This window comes from Cohnella luojiensis (assembly GCF_004564235.1).
Classification (GTDB): domain Bacteria; phylum Bacillota; class Bacilli; order Paenibacillales; family Paenibacillaceae; genus Cohnella; species Cohnella luojiensis.
In genome coordinates, this window is the sequence record NZ_SOMN01000001.1 from 134,126 (window position 1) to 150,034 (window position 15,909).

Consider the following 15,909-nt stretch of genomic DNA (forward strand, 5'->3'; position numbering starts at 1 on the left):
GCAAAGCTTTACACAATATAAATTCTCGGAGGGATTACTTATGTGCCAAGGAAAAGAAGGTCAACATCATCACCACCCGGAATGGGTAACGCCGCAAGCGGAATCAGGACGACCCATGCGTATCGGAATCGGAGGGCCGGTTGGCTCCGGAAAAACCAAACTCGTCGAGCAGCTTGCTTTTCAGTTGAAGGATAAGATTAATCTCGCCGTCATCACGAACGACATCTACACGAAGGAAGACGCGCGGATTTTGTCCGATACCGGTTGCCTGCCGAATGAACGGATAATCGGAGTCGAGACGGGCGGTTGTCCGCATACCGCGATTCGCGAGGATGCCTCGATGAATTTCGAAGCCGTCGAGGAGCTGGAGCACCGTTTTCCCGACTTGGATTTAATCTTGATCGAGAGCGGCGGAGACAACTTGGCTGCGGCTTTCAGTCCTGAACTGGTCGATCGTTTTATCTATATCATAGACGTTGCACAGGGGGAGAAAATTCCCCGCAAGGGCGGACCCGGCATCATGAGGTCGGATCTGCTTATCATCAACAAGATCGATCTGGCGCCATACGTGGGAGCGAGCTTGGAAGTGATGGAGCATGATTCCCGGCATATGCGCGGCGAAAGACCGTTCGTCTTCACGAATTTATTCGGGGGCCAGGGGCTGGACGTGGTCGCGAATTGGGTAGCGCAGGAGACCGGCCGCCATGCGGCCGCAGTCTAACATGTCTTTACTTGCAAGCGGTGAACTCGCCAACGGAATTGGAATCGGGATCGGAAATGGGATCGGAACCCCATCCGTAACCGAAAGGCTCTCCGAGCTTCGGGCTGCCGTTGGGTTGGTGAAGGATAAACCCGAGCTTGTCTCGCGCTACCATACTTCTCCGCTGAAGATCGCCAAGACTTTTTCGCTGCAAAATGGAGACTGGCGACAGCTGGCTATCGTGCAGATGGACGGATCGCCCGGTCTGCTCGAAGGTGACCGGTATTCGTTCGATTGGCAGCTGCAAGAGGGAGTGCGTCTCTATGCGACCAATCAGGCTTATACCCGCGTCCATCCTTGCGAGACAGGCGGCGATTCCCGGCTTTATCAACGGTTTAACTTGCAATCCGGCGCCGTGATGGAATGGATTCCGGAGCCTATTACGCTCTTTAGGGATGCACGCTTCATCACGGAGACGGAAATCGATTTGGCTGAAGGCTCGGTCTGTATGCTCGGGGAAATTTTCTGTCCGGGAAGGCTTTCTAGAGGGGAAGTTTTTGCTTTCGACCGGTATGATGCAAAGGTTTCCGTTCGTTACAAAGAGGAGCTCATCCATTATCAACGGCAGAAATGGGAGCCTGCCATTCTGCCGATCGGCAATGTCGGATGCTTCGGCAACTTTACGCATATGGGCATGTTTTCTGTATTCTCGGATTTGGTTTCCGCGGAAGTGGTGCATCAGGTTCGTGAGAATATGGAAAAAGCGGAGGGTATTCCCCAAGGCATTAGCTGGGGAATTGCGCGAACTGCCCGTTACGGGTTGGTCGTTCAGGTTGCGGGCAACGCGGCGTGGAGGCTGCAAAGGTTATTGCTGGTTGCATGGGACAGCGTTCGGTCGGTACTGCTGGGCCAGCCTCCCCTGAGGTTGCTTAAGGAAGCGTGGATGACCGGAACGAGTTTCGGGTGAATAGCAACGCCAGACGTGCTTATTTCCTCTCGAGAGGCAAGTTTCGGGTGAATAGCACCGCCAGGTTTGCTTATTTCCTCTCGAGAGGCAAGTTTCGGGTGAATAGCATCGCCAGGCGTGCTTATTTCCTCTCGAGGGACGATTTTCGGGTGAATAGCAACGCCAGGCGTGCTTATTTCCTCTCGAGGGACGATTTTCGGGTGAATAGCAACGCCAGACGTGCTTATTTCCTCGCTTGAGACTAATTTCGGATTAATAGCAACGCTAGGCTTGCTCATTCCCGCCAATAAATAGCCTCAATCCATCTGGATTGAGGCTATTTGCTTTGCTCGGGGAACAGGCCGGCGAGCCCGGCGAAGGGCAGGTTCTCATAGTGGTCGGTCTTATAGACGACTTCACTCTCCACTTTCGTCTCTTCGCTCAGCTTATTGCGTTTAAACTGAAATTGGTCGAATAGCTTAACAAGAATTTGCGCCGTATTAATCGCATCGTCCATCGCGCGGTGATGAGAACCGGAGAACGGAATTTCCAGCATCTCCAGAGCCGGCTTTAACCCCATTTGCTGATGTTTCTCGAGCTTGTATATTTTGGATAACATTTTCTGAAGATTGTTATGATTAACGATCCATTCGGTTGAAATTTGATGTTGGCGGCACTCCTGAACGAGCTGACGCTGGTCGTCCGGTCCCCAGGCGCATAGGTAATACTCATCCGTGCCCATCCATTCGGTATAGTCGCGAATGACTTGAGGGAGCGTACCCGCCCCGTTGACGTCTTCTTGCGTGATTCCGGTAAAAGCGGTTGTATCAACTGTAAGTTGGGGAACGATGACGGGCTTCACGAACGCTTGGAACGTTTCGATGATTTGCGGAATATCATCCACCAACCCGACTTTAGCGGCTCCGATTTCTATAATTTCAGCGATTTGGCCCTTTTTGCGGCGAACCGTCATTTCCAGGTCATATACGATAATGGTCACTTCAAGCACCTCTAAGACAATCCAATGATATAGTCCGTACCTTTGTTATTATAGTCTTCCGAGAAGCGTTTGTCAGTGTGGAAAAAAGATGAATAAAAAAACAGCCCTCCGTAAATTTACGAGAGGCTGCTAGTAAGTTCTGTATTCCAAGTCGGATTGAGCTATCTTCGGGGCTTTGTTTTTTGATTACGAATTACCGCTTCGCCTTATAAAACTCATGATAAAGCTTCATGAGAGCCCTCTTCTCAATGCGAGACACATAGCTCCGACTAATCCCCAGCTCCCGCGCGATCTCGCGTTGCGTCCTTTCATCCCCGCCGCCGTCCAAACCGAACCGGCCGCGAATCACTTCCTGCTCGCGGGCATCCAATATATCCAGATTGCGATAGATTTTGCTCTTCTCGATCTTGAGCTGCACCTTCTCGACGACTTCGTCGGGCTCCGTACCGAGGATATCCTGCAGCGTAATTTCGTTCCCTTCCTTATCCGTTCCGATCGGGTCGTGCAAGGACACGTCCTTACGAGTTTTCTTCAAAGATCTCAGATGCATTAATATCTCGTTTTCAATACACCTGGCAGCGAAAGTAGCAAGCTTAGTCCCCTTATTCGGTTGAAAGCTTTCGATGGCTTTGATAAGTCCGATCGTGCCGATGGAGATGAGGTCTTCTAAATCCTCTCCGGTATTATCGAATTTCTTAACGATATGGGCAACCAAACGTAAGTTGTGCTCGATAAGCAGGTTACGCGAAACGGGGTTACCCTCCGCTAGTCGCTGCAAATGCATAGCTTCTTCGTCATCGGTTAATGGCTGCGGGAAAGCGTTATTTTTGACGTAGGAGACGAGCAACGACAATTGCTTCAGGAACAGGGCTATCGATGTGATTAAACCGGGCACGGTAAGGCCACCTCCGGATGTAGGTTCGGTTTGTGGAAAAGAAGCATTACCATTGTATGTGGGTTTCCGCCTATCCGTGCCTGTTCCACGGCTTAAAAGTGAAATCCTCGAATGGAAATAACCCTCCATGGGAAATAATGAAAACGATAAGTTTCAATTAATTCCCATGGAGGTGTTTGTATGGCGGAGAAAAGTGCCGGACGCGGGACGAAGTCCTATAAGCCGGTGTCCATGTCGTCCAAAGAATACCAAGCTTTCGCCAAGGCGAGGGAGCCTTCCCGTTCCGTGTGGACCAATTGTTTGAAGGCGTTCTTGGTTGGTGGGTTAATCTGCACGATCGGCCAGGGAGTTCAGCAATTTTTTATGGCGGTGTTCGATATGTCGGCCAGAGAAGCCGGCAATCCGACCGTAGCGATCATGATTTTGCTCTCGGTCATTCTGACGAGCATGGGCGTCTACGATAAAATAGCCCAATGGGCGGGCGCCGGCAGCGCCGTTCCGGTAACCGGGTTCGCCAATTCCATGGCTTCGGCCGCAATCGAACATCGGAGCGAAGGTTTAGTGCTAGGCGTCGGTTCCAATATGTTCAAATTGGCCGGTTCGGTAATTGTATTCGGCGTCGTAGCGGCATTCGTTATCGGCATCATCTTCTGGGTTTTCGGAATCGGGGCGTGGCATGCTACTACAGGGTAAACGAACGTGGGTTTATCCCAAGCCGCCCGTTATTATCGCCACCGGGACGGTCGTAGGTCCCGATGAAGGAGAAGGTCCGCTCGCGTCTGATTTCGATTTGGTGCATCCGGATTTGGAGGTAGGGCAGCCAAGCTGGGAGAAGTCGGAGAGAGTGCTATTGGAGCAGGCTTCCGATATCGCGCTCCAACATGCGAAGCTATCGAAGGATAAGCTGAGTTTCTTCGTCGGCGGAGATCTCATGAACCAAATTATTAGCAATTCATTCGCTGCGCGTACGTTAGGAGCTCCCTATCTAGGAGTTTTCGGTGCTTGTTCTACCTCAATGGAATCGCTTGCCGTGGCTTCTCTCATGGTGGCTTCGGGAGCAGGCGAATATGTGATGGCCGGCACTTGCAGCCATAACTGTACGGCCGAGAAACAATTCCGATATCCGACAGAATACGGCTCGCAGAAGCCTCCTACGGCGCAATATACGGTTACGGGAGCCGGGGCATCCATCGTCAGCGGCGAAGGGGATGGACCGGTAATTACGGCTGCTACTGTTGGGAAAATCATGGATCTGGGCATCAAAGACCCATTTAATATGGGGGCTGCAATGGCACCTGCGGCAGTCGATACCATCCAAGGCCATTTTCAGGATACGGGAAGGGAACCCGGATATTACGACCTGATCGTGACGGGAGATTTGGCCGGCGTCGGTCATCCCATCGCCACCGAGATGCTGCGCAGGAACGGGGTTCCGATAGAGCAGACTATTTTCCACGATTGCGGACTGATGATCTACGATGTGGACAAACAGAAGGTACAAGCGGGCGGAAGCGGATGCGCTTGCTCGGCGGTAGTGACCTATGGCCACTTGCTCAAGAGGATCCGCAAGGGAGAACTAAAGAGAATTCTCGTAGTGGCCACCGGCGCATTGCTTAGTCCGCTCTCCTATCAGCAAGGCGAGAGCATTCCTTGCATAGCTCATGCCGTTGCTATTGAAGCACAAAACTCTAATCGGCAAGGAGGTGCCGTCCAATGATGCCTTACGTATGGGCATTTGTGGTTGGCGGTGCGATTTGCGTAATTGGCCAACTGATGTTTGACGTGATCAAGTTAACGCCGGCACACACGATGGCTACATTAGTTGTTGCAGGGGCTGTTATGGATGCGTTCGGCTGGTATGATCCGTTGGTCGAATTTGCCGGAGCCGGAGCTACGGTTCCCATCACGAGCTTCGGTAACTCTTTGGTGCACGGCGCGTTGACCGAATTAACTCAAGTCGGCGGGATCGGGGTTATCACGGGGATATTCCATGTTACGAGCGCGGGGGTTTCCGCGGCGATTATTTTTTCCTTTTTGGCGGCTCTTGTCGTGCGTCCGAAAGGGTGAAATTTAGATAATGGAGTAGATTACAGCCAGACCCCGATCGGGTTTGGCTGTTTTTCTATTGTTTTTTGGAAGAAACTAAAATATACGACAGCATCCAAATTCCGGTATAATAGGTGGAGGACTATATAAAAACATCAATGTAGATTCCATAGGAGGTACGGGAATGGATCAACACGCCGCGATGCAATTATTAGATCAAATTAGACGAAACATGGAATCTTGTATTTATGGAAAAAAAGAGGAAATCGCTTCCATGCTTACCGCGATGCTTGCAGGCGGCCATGTGTTAATCGAGGACGTGCCGGGAACCGGCAAAACCCAGATGGTTAAGGCGTTAGCTTTATCGATAGGCGGCGTGTTTCACCGCATTCAGTGCAATCCGGACTTATTGCCCACCGATATCACGGGGGTATCCATTTATCATCCGAAGCTCGAAGAGTTCGTATTCAGGCCAGGACCGGTTATGGCAAACCTGCTGCTAGCCGACGAGATAAACCGCGCAACGACGAAAACGCAATCGGCACTATTGGAAGCGATGGAGGAGAGAAGGGTATCCGTCGACGGAGAGACCCACAACCTGCCGCATCCGTTCATGCTGTTCGCCACTCAGAACCCGATCGAATTCGAAGGAACCTATAGCTTGCCGGAAGCCCAACTGGATCGCTTCTTAATGAAAATCAAATTAGGTTACCCGGACGAGGCTTCCGAGAAGCGTCTCATTCTGGAGCCGAGCGCCAGCAGGGCAGCCGAATCGTTAAAAGCGGTAGCCTCCGTAGAGGATATCGCGCAGATGCAACGGTTAGCGGAAGGCATTCATTTGGAAACGACCGTAGCAGATTACTTAATAGCTCTAATTCGCGGTACTCGGCAGCATTCGGCCGTGCTCCTAGGCGCAAGCCCGCGCGCAGCCGTTGCCTTATCAAGCGCGGCGAAAGCCTACGCATTCTTAAATCACCGCTCATTCGTATTGCCCGATGACGTGAAAGCAATGGCTCCTCTCGTTCTAAGCCATAGGCTGCACTTGCGTTCCGAAGCTAGAATGCAAGGTACGACGACCGTGCAAGTTCTGCAGGACGTTCTTCGGTTATTGCCAGTGCCCGTTGGGATGGAGCGTTAATCATGCCGCGGCTTCATATGCCACGCGCGTGGTTGTTCAGCGCGATCTTATACTTAACGTCCTTTTGTTATTTGTTATTCCAAGGCGGCAAAACCTCGCTCATGTTATTCGTAATCCTTAATGCCCTGGCCATCTATCTCATTCTCGGAAGATGGAGCGGAATCGGCGGGGTCCAAGGGATCCGGGTAACGGATACGGGAGAAGGCCATTCGGCGCTTCTAACCGCGGGAATGAGACTGCAAGTCAAGCTTCGGATGCAGATTCCGGGCTTCTGGCCGCTTTCTTATATTATAGTAAGGGAAAAACTAATCCGCACGACGGGCGGGGAATCGCAATTATATGAAATGTCCTTCGTGCCCGATTATCGCCGCAGAGGCGAAGTCCAATTCGAGACGGCTCCGTTGAGGAGAGGGCGATATCAATTTCAGAAAACCGATTGCTCGACGAGAGACATCTTCGGTTTGTTCGAGCACAGGGGGTCTTTCGTCCAACCGCTTCATATTCAAGTGCTGCCTCAGACGGTGGCGCTCAGGGACTGGCGGCTGTTTCGCCGTTCGCAACGGGGAGTCTTTCATCATACGTTCACGTCGCTCTGGGCAAGGGAGACGACGCAGATCGACGGAGTTAGGGAATACATCCACGGGGATAGGCTATCGCGGATACACTGGAACGCTACGGCCAAAACCGGCCAATGGAAGTCCAAGGAATTCGAAAGGGAGGCGCTGCCTCGCGTCGTGTTCGTGCTCGATCGAAACGCTGCTTCGTTTGCGAGCTCGGATCAGTTCGAGCTTGCGGTATCCGTAGCGGCTTCCTTGCTTGAATTAGCGATCGCCAGAGGGATGCCCATCGGATTCGTTTCTTCCGGAGAAAGCTCTTATTGGTTCGGCGAAGGAAGAACGCCTGTATCCAGGGATGAAGTTCTACAGCATTTGGTTGATGTCGAACCAGATGGCAAGCAATCGATGGGACAGCTTCTGAGTCAAGTGGCAGAGCGCTATGAGCCAGGTATTCATATTGTGATCATAGGGTCCTCTACGGACGACCAGACGGTTGTAGCCATGAACGCTCTCGAAGGAAAGAGAATGGTTCCAAGCGTTATCCATATCGCCCACAAGCATCAATCTAACGATCAATCGGCCAAGCTCCTTCAATGGCAGATGTTATGCCAATCCAAGCAATGGGAATTTTGCAGCGTTTCTCAATTGGACAAATTACCCCTGGCATTGGGGGTGGTATCGGCATGAAGCTGAAAATATCCGGTCAATTCTGGCGTCATCTATTGCTGGAACGTCTTCACAGAATTCTGGTTCTGGTAATCGTATTGCAGCTTATTCAATGCTTCACCGATTACTGGTGGGAAGAAACGTATTCAATTATCTACGGCGCATTGGCGGTAACCGCGGTAACCGAGTTGTTGTTCACGCGTTTGCTCAGGATTCGGGTTGCTATTCAATGCGTAACCGTAATCGGTTTGATCGTGTGGAAAACACCCATGGAGTGGCGAGGGTGGCCGGACAGTTGGCGAACGTGGGATGACGTGAGCAGCTTCTTCTCCTTCCACTCCGGGCAGTTGCATCCTTTCTTCGAATTGACGATTGGAGTGATTGCGCTCGTTCATGTGTTAGCCTGGGTAGGCTCTAGGCGTGCCGGAGCCATTATCGTTGTCGTTCTGTCGATTGCGGTTATGGCTTCAGTGGATTCTTTCTTCCCGCTGGAGCTATGGCATAATATCGCATGGATCGTTACCGCAGGACTTGCCTGGCTCGTTATTCTTCATTTAAGGCAACTGCAGGTTCGTCATCCGGACAGCTGGGAGGCTCTTGCGGAAAGACCTATCGATATCGCTTTTCCCGCCATCATCATCATTACGATCCTGCTTCTGACGGGTATTTTTATGCCGCGGGCTCCCGTGTTGCTTGAAGATCCCTATACGATATGGACGGAGGCTCAGGGACGGGAGGTCCCGGTCTTCGCGGGGGAAGGCGGCGTGCAGAAGACCAGCTCTTCGGGCAGTAAAGGATCATCTCTCTCCGGTTATAGCAGAGATGACCGGAAAATCGGCGGAGGCTTTCAATTCGATTATTCGCCCGTCATGACGATAACGACCTCGCAGAAGAGCTATTGGCGCGGGGAGACGAAATCGGTGTACACCGGAAAAGGCTGGGGAGACATTAAATCTCCGCAACTCATCCCTAACGCGTATGGCAATAAGGCGGATCTCGAGTTATCTGCACCTCGGGCTGAAGGGGTAAAAACGGTAGAGGTCATTCAGACCGTAACCGTGTCACGTAAAGATAGGATGTCCGTCTTGTTCGGAGCAGGACCGGTCTCCTCCGTGTCCGAGCTTAAGAGCAACAATAACGCCGGTTTGAGCTGGAACCCGGAAGAGTGGGAGCTGCGCTGGAGCAAGCCTGCTAGCGTAGAATCCTATTCGGTCGTCTCGCAGGTGGCCGTTCTCGACGAGAACGCCCTGCGCGAAGTGACCGCGCCTCCAGATGGAAGCATCGACCTTGCGAAATACTTGCAGCTTCCGGACACCTTGCCTGAACGCGTTCACGATCTTGCCCTAGAGCAGACAAGCGGGCTGACGAACGACTACGACAGGGCGAAGAAGCTGGAGCAGTTCCTCAAAGACTCGTTTCCTTACACGAATACTCCCGATCTTACTCGGCGTACGGATCGGGCGAATGGAGATATCGTGGATGCGTTCCTATTCGAAATACAGGAAGGTTATTGCGATTATTTTTCCACCTCTTTCGTAGTTATGGCTCGGTCGATCGGGTTGCCGACCCGTTGGGTGAAAGGTTACTCGACCGGCTTCGATCCTTCTACGTTGGATCGGGCTCGCTTCGGCGGACCTGGCGAGGTACCGGATCCTTCCGGTGCGGGTACTTATACGGTCCGTAACGCGGACGCTCATTCTTGGGCCGAAGTGTATTTCGAAGGATATGGATGGATTCCGTTCGAACCAACCTCCGGATTCTCCGTGCCGCAGCCTATACCTGAAGGCGAAGTGCTGCAGCCTGATGTGGATACCCCCGTAGACGCTGCTCCTTCCGATGTAGACGCGGGAGAGAAGAACAAGGACTGGTTGGTACCGGCGGGTGCAACTGGAGTCGTTCTCATTATCCTCTCTCTCGTGTTCATAGGTTACCGGAGCAGACGCGCTCAGCAATTATGGAACCATATCCGAAATCGAGGGAATACGCCTAACCAAAGGGTTGTCCGCGAGATGGAAAGACTGCTGTCCTTCCTCCAACGCCAAGGATTGCGAAGGGAAGCGCACGAGACGATCAGGGAAACCTTTAACCGCTGGGGAAATAAATTCTCTTCCCTGCGAGGCGAGTTCGATGGGGCTTTGACCTCTTTCGAGCAGGCCAGGTATGGACACGATAACGGCAGCAGCCAACTTTTGAACGATTTTAACGATGCTGCAACCAAAATCCGCAAGGCATTATAGGAAAATAGAAACGACTGGTTTACCGGTTGCTGGTAAAAACGGGGGAGAGCGGATGTCCGCGCTTTCCCGTTATTTTTTTGCATGGCAGGGTGGGGTGTGTTATATTTTGAGGAAGATTAGCCGTAAACAGACAGGAGTTATTATTGAAGATGTTTAAGCGTTTGCTTCCCGATCAAATCGTAAATACCGTATTTGATATTGATTTGGATGAGCTGAAAGCTCGAGGTGTCCGAGGCATCATCACGGACCTTGACAATACCCTTGTCAGCGCCAAAACTCCGCTAGCCACCCCGCAATTGGTCGGCTGGCTGGATTTAGTTAAAGATCAGGGTTTTAAGGTTGTCATTCTTTCCAATAACAATAAGACGCGGGTTGGCAATTTCGCCGAACCGCTCGGAATACCGTTCATTCCCGCGGCGCGCAAGCCTGCAGGGGCCGCGTTCCGCCGCGCGATCAATCTCATGGAGCTTACTTCCGAACAAGCCGTCGTCGTCGGCGACCAGATGCTGACGGACGTATTGGGAGGCCGACGCGCGGGATTGCATACGATTCTAGTGACGCCGATCGCCCCTCGGGAAGAGGGCTGGGCTACGCAAATCAATCGGAGAATCGAGAAAATCGCTTTAGCCCGATTACGGAAAAAAGGGCTATGGCCGGATAAGGGAGGACGCTAACATGACGCTGGATCAACAGATGCCTCCTCGTTGCGCGGGCTGTGGAATATCACTCCAAAGAGATGATCAGAAGAAACCCGGATTCGTGCCGGCTTCTTCATTAGACAAAGAGGAAGCCGTTTGCCAGCGCTGCTTCCGGATCAAGAATTATAATGAAGCTTCTTCCGTGACCGTGGATCAAGACGAGTTCTTGAAGCTGCTGGGCGGAATCGCGTCGACGGATAGCCTAGTCGTTCATATCGTCGATTTATTTGATTTTCAAGGCAGCTTAATTTCCAGCTTGCAACGTTTCGTGGGGAACAATCCGGTGCTCCTGGTCGTGAACAAGATTGACCTGCTTCCGCCTGTTACGAACTGGAACCGGTTGCGGAATTGGGTACAGAAACAGGCTCGCGAAGAAGGTCTGAAGGTTGCCGACGTCGTGCTGTGCAGCGCGCGTCGTAACATCGGCTTCGACCGGGTGGTCGAAGCCGTCAACGCTTATCGTCAGAACAAGGATGTCTACGTCGTCGGAGCGACTAACGTCGGCAAGAGCACCTTGATCAATCGTTTAATCTCCGACTATAGCGATCTGAAGCGCGAGCTGACCGTCTCTCGGTATCCGGGCACGACTCTAGATGCGGTGCACATTCCTCTGGATGACGGAAAGAGTATCATCGATACCCCGGGAATCGTCTATTCCTGGCGGATGTCGGAGATTATCCCGCGCAAGGATTTGGCTGCGTTGCTGCCGGAAAAGCCGCTTAAACCGCTGACCTATCAGCTCAACGCGAAGCAATCTTTATTCATAGGCGCTTTGGCCCGATTCGACTTCGTAGAGGGAGAACGCCAATCGTTTACGGTGAATGTCTCAAGCGGACTTACCGTCCACCGAACTAAGCTGGAGCGCGCCGATGAGCTTTACGAGCAGCATCGTGGAGTCATGTTGAGTCCTCCCAGCTTAGAGGACATGGATAGTTTTCCGGCTTGGACGCGTCATCGCCTAAGAATTCCGGCAAATTCTCAGCAGGACGTGTTTATATCCGGCCTCGGGTGGATTCAGGCGAACGGGAAAACGGGCGCTACCGTCGACGTGCACGCGCCGCGCGGGATTAAAGTCATGCTAAGGGATAGCATCCAGTAACAGAACCCTCTTCGGGAGAGGAGCAAGCAGCTTGATGGATAGCCATACCGTGTTATTCGGGGTCATCGGCGACCCTATTCGCCACTCCAAATCGCCGATCATGCTGAATCGGGCTTTCCGGGAGCGCGGAATCAATGGAGCCTATGCGGCTTTCCACGTTGCTCCAGGACAATTGGAGCATGCGATTGCCGGAGTACGCGGTCTTGGTTTTAGGGGATTAAACGTAACGATTCCGCACAAAATTGAAGTGATGAGCTATCTCGACGAAATAAGCGAGGGTGCTAAGGCAGCCGGGGCGGTCAATACGATCGTTAACGATAATGGCCGTCTTATCGGATACAACACGGACGGAATCGGTTATGTTCGTTCTTTGAAAGAAGAAGCAGAGCCGAACTTGGCCGGCAAGACGATCGTCTTACTCGGCGCCGGCGGCGCTGCCCGCGGAATTCTCTGGGCTCTAGCTCAAGAAAACCCGGCTTCGATCCTGGTCGCCAACCGAACCGAGTCCAAAGCCGCCGAGCTATCGGCCTCGTTCTCTCCGGATCTCCGCATCTCTTCTATTCCGTGGAGCGAGCTTCGCGATGCATGCCGGGCCGCGGATGTTGTCATCAATACGACTTCCGTCGGAATGTCACCGAATATCGACGCCCTTCCGATCGATCCTTCTTGGCTCAAACCCGGTTCGGTCGCTAGCGACTTAATCTATAATCCGCTCAAGACCGCCTTCCTCCAGCAAGCCGAGCTAATCGGTTGCCGCGTTCACGGCGGTCTGGGCATGTTCATCTACCAAGGCGCTTACGCCTTCGAATTCTGGACCGGCAAATCCGCCCCCGTCGATGCCATGCGGGCAGTGGTCCTGGAGTCTTTTGTAAAATAGCCGTTTTTCCGGTGTTGGTCAAAAATTACGATGTCTCGTTGTGGGTGGAGGAAAAGGGATTGGCACGGAGAGTTTACGTCCGCCTTTAAAATCGAGTTGCCACCGCTATGTCATCTGATAACAACTTGATAATAGCTTTTGGGGCCCCCGCAAAGTAATCGGATTAAGCTTCGAAGCATTAAGTTCACTTTGTGGGGTATAGATGAGGCGGAGTGCCAACCCTTTTTCATAACCCCCGCTTACGAGCATCCGGATTTTCACAATAGAAAGCAGGAAAATGAATGTTAACAGGAAAACAAAAACGCCACCTACGATCGCTAGCCCATCATCTCACCCCTATTTTCCAAGTCGGCAAGGGCGGCACCAACGACCACTTGATCCGCCACATCGAAGAAGCCATCGAAACGCGGGAGCTCATCAAAGTATCCGTGCTCACGAACTGCAGCGACGATCCTCGCGAAATCGGTGCCGAGCTGGCAGAGAAGTCCGGTTCCGAGCTTGCGCAAGTGATCGGTAAAACCATCGTCCTTTACAAGGAATCCAAGGACCACAAGCAGATCGTGCTTCCGCGTCGCTAATACCAGACGAAGGGCGGGTGCCTATGCTTAGAATCGGCTTGCTCGGAGGAACTTTCGATCCGGTCCATAACGGACATTTGCTTGCTGCGCAAGCAGCCCATGAAGCGGCCAAGCTCGATGAGGTTTGGTTTATTCCGACATTAATGCCCCCGCATAAGTCTCAACCCGGCGCGGACGGCGACAAGCGACGACAGATGCTGGAAGCGGCAATCGCCGGTAACCCGGTCTTTCGGGTAGAGGACATTGAGTTGCGGCGCGAGGGAACCTCCTATACGATCGATACCGTGACGGCTTTGCAGGATCAACATCCGGAAGTGCAATTCTACTGGATCGTCGGTTCCGACATGGTCTCCGACTTGCCCAATTGGCGGAAAATCGATGAGCTGGCCGATCGCCTTTCCTTCATCGGTTTGGAGCGACCGGATCAGGCCGGCGACGATTCCTTACTGCCGTCCTTTATCAGACGGAGGTTACACAGAGCGGCTATGCCACCTATGGGCATCTCCTCTTCGGAAATCAGGCGAAGGTGTAAGGAAGGGCGTTCCATCCGATACATGGTCCCGGATCCTGTTCTTGAATTCATACAAAGGAATGAATTATATGAATCTTGATGGATTAAGGGAAGCTACCCGACGGCAAATGCCGGAGAAGCGATGGCAGCACACGCTCGGGGTCGTCGATACCGCGATTGCGCTGGCGAAGCGATTCGACGGAGATCCGGTCAAAGCGGAGCTTGCCGCATTGCTGCACGATTATTCCAAAGCTTGGGCCATCGACCGAATGGAAGGGATCATCCGCGAACAGAAGCTTCCGCCGGAGCTATTGATTTACGATAAGGAGCTTTGGCACGCGCACGTCGGGGCCTGGGCAGTAGAAACCGAGCACGGAATTACGGATGAAGAGATTCTGGATGCTATCCGTTACCATACTTCCGGACGGGAAAACATGACGAAGCTGGACAAAATCGTTTGTTTAGCGGATTATATAGAGCCTGGGCGGGATTACCCCGGCGTGGATAAGATCCGGGAGCTAGCAAAGAGTAACGTGGAGGAAGCGTTGATCGCCGCCTTCGATTCGACGATTAAGTTGCTTATCGAGCGAGGAAAGCGTGTTTTTCCATTAACCGTATACACGCGGAATGATCTTATCATGCAATTCAAAAAATCGAAGAACATAGAAAACGGAGGCTGAGACATGGCAGGAAACTCAGAAAAATTGTTGAAATCGGTGCTTAACGCTGCCGAAGAGAAAAAAGCTCACAATGTCGTGGCTTTGAATCTGCAAGGAATATCGCTTATCGCGGATTATTTTGTCATCTGCCACGGGAATTCGGACACTCAGGTGCTGTCCATCGCTTCCGAGATTCGCAAAAGCGCAGAGCTCAGCGGCAAAAGAGTTCGCGTGGAAGGGTTGGACACGGCGCGTTGGGTACTGGTAGATATGGAGGACGTGGTTGCTCATATTTTCCATCGCGACGAGCGTGAATATTATCATCTGGAACGCTTGTGGTCCGATGCGAAGGCAGTTGAATCCGTATGAACTTAACAGCCGGAACCTTGCAGCAATTGTGGGTTCGCAGGGAGGTATCTCCTCATGGCTGGTTCCTCGGCCCCGAAGCGGAAGACGGCTTGGAGGTTCTGCTTCCCTACGGGGAAGTTGTCGGTGATCGGCCGGAAGTCGGAACGGAAATCGAAGCATTCCTGTTTCATGACGACAAGGAGCGGATCACCGCTACCTTACGTAAACCGTTAATTACTTTGGGCGAGATGGCAAGGCTTAAGGTGGCGGATTTCCATCCTCATTTCGGCTTTTTCCTTGAGATGGGCATTGGTCGCCAGCTTTTGCTGCCTTTAAAAACGTTTCCTATCGAACGCAAGAACGTATGGCCGCAAACCGGAGACGAGCTGTTCGTCGTGATGAAACAGGACAAGGAGGGACGCATGTTGGCCCGCCTTGCCAAAATCGACGATTTCGAGCCCCATGTGTTCCGCGCCCCTACCTCATGGCTTAATCAATGGCGCGAGGGCTGGGTTACGGACGTCTACCGCGACGGCGTATTTACGCTGGTCGACGGCGGCGTGCTAGGGTTCGGCGCTCTTGGTTACATAAACGACGCTACCATGGTCCATCCGCTTCGAATCGGCCAAAAGTTCAGCGCCCGGGTAACTCAAGTGCGCGAGGACGGAAGGGTTTCGCTTAGTGTCAAAGCAAGCAAAGAAGCGGGACGATTAGAAGACTCGGAGCGAATTCTGGCGTTTATCAAAGAACGTCCGGGCGGAGCGATGCCATACTCCGACCAGACAGGCGCCGAGGATATTCAGCGGCGGTTCCAGTTGAGCAAATCCGCCTTCAAAAGGGCGCTCGGCAAGCTTATGAAAGAAGGCCTCGTCACTCAGAAGGGCAACTGGACGCACCTGAATACGGTAGAGGATGGGTCGGAGGAAAAGCCGGAATCTTAAGATGCGGCACAAC

The 15,909-nt window shown here is 52.5% G+C and carries 18 protein-coding genes; 16 read left to right on the forward strand and 2 right to left on the reverse strand.

The window, feature by feature from the left end; all coding sequences use genetic code 11:
* The first annotated feature begins 40 nt into the window (after positions 1-40).
* Together ureG and E2980_RS00620 are read left to right on the forward strand one after the other, a co-directional pair.
* Entirely contained in the window at positions 41-721 is a 681-nt protein-coding gene (gene ureG, locus E2980_RS00615) for an urease accessory protein UreG (protein ID WP_135150186.1), read from the forward strand.
* Positions 705-1,667 carry an urease accessory protein UreD gene (locus E2980_RS00620; RefSeq protein WP_135150187.1) on the forward strand — a complete coding sequence of 321 codons (963 nt, stop codon included), beginning with the start codon at positions 705-707 and terminating at the stop codon, positions 1,665-1,667. The genes ureG and E2980_RS00620 overlap by 17 nt, the downstream gene beginning before the upstream one ends.
* Before the next feature lie 316 nt (positions 1,668-1,983).
* On the opposite strand, the gene E2980_RS00625 is transcribed toward E2980_RS00620, so the two are convergent.
* Both E2980_RS00625 and sigK read right to left on the reverse strand, forming a co-directional pair.
* Entirely contained in the window at positions 1,984-2,646 is a 663-nt protein-coding gene (locus E2980_RS00625; RefSeq protein WP_135150188.1) for a 3'-5' exonuclease, read from the reverse strand.
* Between the two features lie 193 nt (positions 2,647-2,839).
* Positions 2,840-3,541: an RNA polymerase sporulation sigma factor SigK gene (gene sigK / locus E2980_RS00630; protein ID WP_135150189.1), complete on the reverse strand. Its 702-nt coding sequence runs from the start codon at positions 3,539-3,541 to the stop codon at positions 2,840-2,842.
* Between the two features lie 180 nt (positions 3,542-3,721).
* Between sigK and spoVAC the strand changes: the two genes are divergently transcribed.
* The 14 genes from spoVAC to E2980_RS00700 all read left to right on the forward strand — a co-directional run bounded on the left by spoVAC (position 3,722) and on the right by E2980_RS00700 (position 15,896).
* The gene (gene spoVAC, locus E2980_RS00635) at positions 3,722-4,234 is read left to right on the forward strand and encodes a stage V sporulation protein AC (RefSeq protein ID WP_135150190.1); all 513 of its coding nucleotides are present in this window, start codon (positions 3,722-3,724) and stop codon (positions 4,232-4,234) included.
* Entirely contained in the window at positions 4,218-5,258 is a 1,041-nt protein-coding gene (spoVAD, locus tag E2980_RS00640) for a stage V sporulation protein AD (RefSeq protein WP_135150191.1), read from the forward strand. Before spoVAC ends, spoVAD begins: the two co-directional genes overlap by 17 nt.
* Positions 5,258-5,608: a stage V sporulation protein AE gene (gene spoVAE, locus E2980_RS00645; RefSeq protein WP_135150438.1), complete on the forward strand. Its 351-nt coding sequence runs from the start codon at positions 5,258-5,260 to the stop codon at positions 5,606-5,608. Before spoVAD ends, spoVAE begins: the two co-directional genes overlap by 1 nt.
* Positions 5,609-5,771: 163 nt before the next feature.
* Positions 5,772-6,725 (forward strand): AAA family ATPase, encoded by a 954-nt coding sequence (locus E2980_RS00650; RefSeq protein WP_135150192.1) that lies wholly within the window; start codon positions 5,772-5,774, stop codon positions 6,723-6,725.
* A gap of 2 nt (positions 6,726-6,727) precedes the next feature.
* A complete protein-coding gene (locus tag E2980_RS00655) occupies positions 6,728-7,969 on the forward strand; it encodes a DUF58 domain-containing protein (protein ID WP_135150193.1) in 1,242 nt (413 codons plus the stop codon).
* On the forward strand, positions 7,966-10,185 hold the full coding sequence (locus E2980_RS00660) for a transglutaminaseTgpA domain-containing protein (RefSeq protein WP_167746926.1): 2,220 nt from the start codon (positions 7,966-7,968) through the stop codon (positions 10,183-10,185). The genes E2980_RS00655 and E2980_RS00660 overlap by 4 nt, the downstream gene beginning before the upstream one ends.
* A gap of 149 nt (positions 10,186-10,334) precedes the next feature.
* Positions 10,335-10,859, forward strand: coding sequence for a YqeG family HAD IIIA-type phosphatase (locus E2980_RS00665; RefSeq protein ID WP_135150195.1), 525 nt, complete (start codon positions 10,335-10,337; stop codon positions 10,857-10,859).
* A 1-nt stretch (position 10,860) separates the two neighbouring features.
* Entirely contained in the window at positions 10,861-11,982 is a 1,122-nt protein-coding gene (gene yqeH / locus E2980_RS00670) for a ribosome biogenesis GTPase YqeH (protein WP_135150196.1), read from the forward strand.
* A gap of 34 nt (positions 11,983-12,016) precedes the next feature.
* Positions 12,017-12,859 (forward strand): shikimate dehydrogenase, encoded by an 843-nt coding sequence (gene aroE, locus E2980_RS00675; RefSeq protein WP_135150439.1) that lies wholly within the window; start codon positions 12,017-12,019, stop codon positions 12,857-12,859.
* Between the two features lie 281 nt (positions 12,860-13,140).
* Positions 13,141-13,437: a ribosome assembly RNA-binding protein YhbY gene (yhbY, locus tag E2980_RS00680; RefSeq protein WP_135150197.1), complete on the forward strand. Its 297-nt coding sequence runs from the start codon at positions 13,141-13,143 to the stop codon at positions 13,435-13,437.
* A gap of 23 nt (positions 13,438-13,460) precedes the next feature.
* The gene (locus E2980_RS00685; protein ID WP_135150198.1) at positions 13,461-14,048 is read left to right on the forward strand and encodes a nicotinate-nucleotide adenylyltransferase; all 588 of its coding nucleotides are present in this window, start codon (positions 13,461-13,463) and stop codon (positions 14,046-14,048) included.
* On the forward strand, positions 14,038-14,628 hold the full coding sequence (gene yqeK / locus E2980_RS00690) for a bis(5'-nucleosyl)-tetraphosphatase (symmetrical) YqeK (protein WP_135150440.1): 591 nt from the start codon (positions 14,038-14,040) through the stop codon (positions 14,626-14,628). Before E2980_RS00685 ends, yqeK begins: the two co-directional genes overlap by 11 nt.
* 3 nt (positions 14,629-14,631) lie before the next feature.
* Positions 14,632-14,976, forward strand: coding sequence for a ribosome silencing factor (rsfS, locus tag E2980_RS00695; protein WP_135150199.1), 345 nt, complete (start codon positions 14,632-14,634; stop codon positions 14,974-14,976).
* Positions 14,973-15,896, forward strand: a complete 924-nt coding sequence (locus tag E2980_RS00700) for a CvfB family protein (RefSeq protein WP_135150200.1) — start codon at positions 14,973-14,975, stop codon at positions 15,894-15,896. Before rsfS ends, E2980_RS00700 begins: the two co-directional genes overlap by 4 nt.
* Positions 15,897-15,909 lie beyond the last annotated feature (13 nt).

Coding starts and splice junctions, on each gene's coding strand:
- ureG (WP_135150186.1), top strand. CDS start 41: ATGTGCCAAGGAAAAGAAGGTCAACATCATCACCACCCGGAATGGGTA.
- E2980_RS00660 (WP_167746926.1), top strand. CDS start 7,966: ATGAAGCTGAAAATATCCGGTCAATTCTGGCGTCATCTATTGCTGGAA.
- E2980_RS00650 (WP_135150192.1), top strand. CDS start 5,772: ATGGATCAACACGCCGCGATGCAATTATTAGATCAAATTAGACGAAAC.
- spoVAC (WP_135150190.1), top strand. CDS start 3,722: ATGGCGGAGAAAAGTGCCGGACGCGGGACGAAGTCCTATAAGCCGGTG.
- spoVAD (WP_135150191.1), top strand. CDS start 4,218: ATGCTACTACAGGGTAAACGAACGTGGGTTTATCCCAAGCCGCCCGTT.
- yhbY (WP_135150197.1), top strand. CDS start 13,141: ATGTTAACAGGAAAACAAAAACGCCACCTACGATCGCTAGCCCATCAT.
- yqeK (WP_135150440.1), top strand. CDS start 14,038: ATGAATCTTGATGGATTAAGGGAAGCTACCCGACGGCAAATGCCGGAG.
- E2980_RS00665 (WP_135150195.1), top strand. CDS start 10,335: ATGTTTAAGCGTTTGCTTCCCGATCAAATCGTAAATACCGTATTTGAT.
- aroE (WP_135150439.1), top strand. CDS start 12,017: ATGGATAGCCATACCGTGTTATTCGGGGTCATCGGCGACCCTATTCGC.
- E2980_RS00685 (WP_135150198.1), top strand. CDS start 13,461: ATGCTTAGAATCGGCTTGCTCGGAGGAACTTTCGATCCGGTCCATAAC.
- E2980_RS00620 (WP_135150187.1), top strand. CDS start 705: ATGCGGCCGCAGTCTAACATGTCTTTACTTGCAAGCGGTGAACTCGCC.
- E2980_RS00655 (WP_135150193.1), top strand. CDS start 6,728: ATGCCGCGGCTTCATATGCCACGCGCGTGGTTGTTCAGCGCGATCTTA.
- rsfS (WP_135150199.1), top strand. CDS start 14,632: ATGGCAGGAAACTCAGAAAAATTGTTGAAATCGGTGCTTAACGCTGCC.
- yqeH (WP_135150196.1), top strand. CDS start 10,861: ATGACGCTGGATCAACAGATGCCTCCTCGTTGCGCGGGCTGTGGAATA.
- spoVAE (WP_135150438.1), top strand. CDS start 5,258: ATGCCTTACGTATGGGCATTTGTGGTTGGCGGTGCGATTTGCGTAATT.
- E2980_RS00700 (WP_135150200.1), top strand. CDS start 14,973: ATGAACTTAACAGCCGGAACCTTGCAGCAATTGTGGGTTCGCAGGGAG.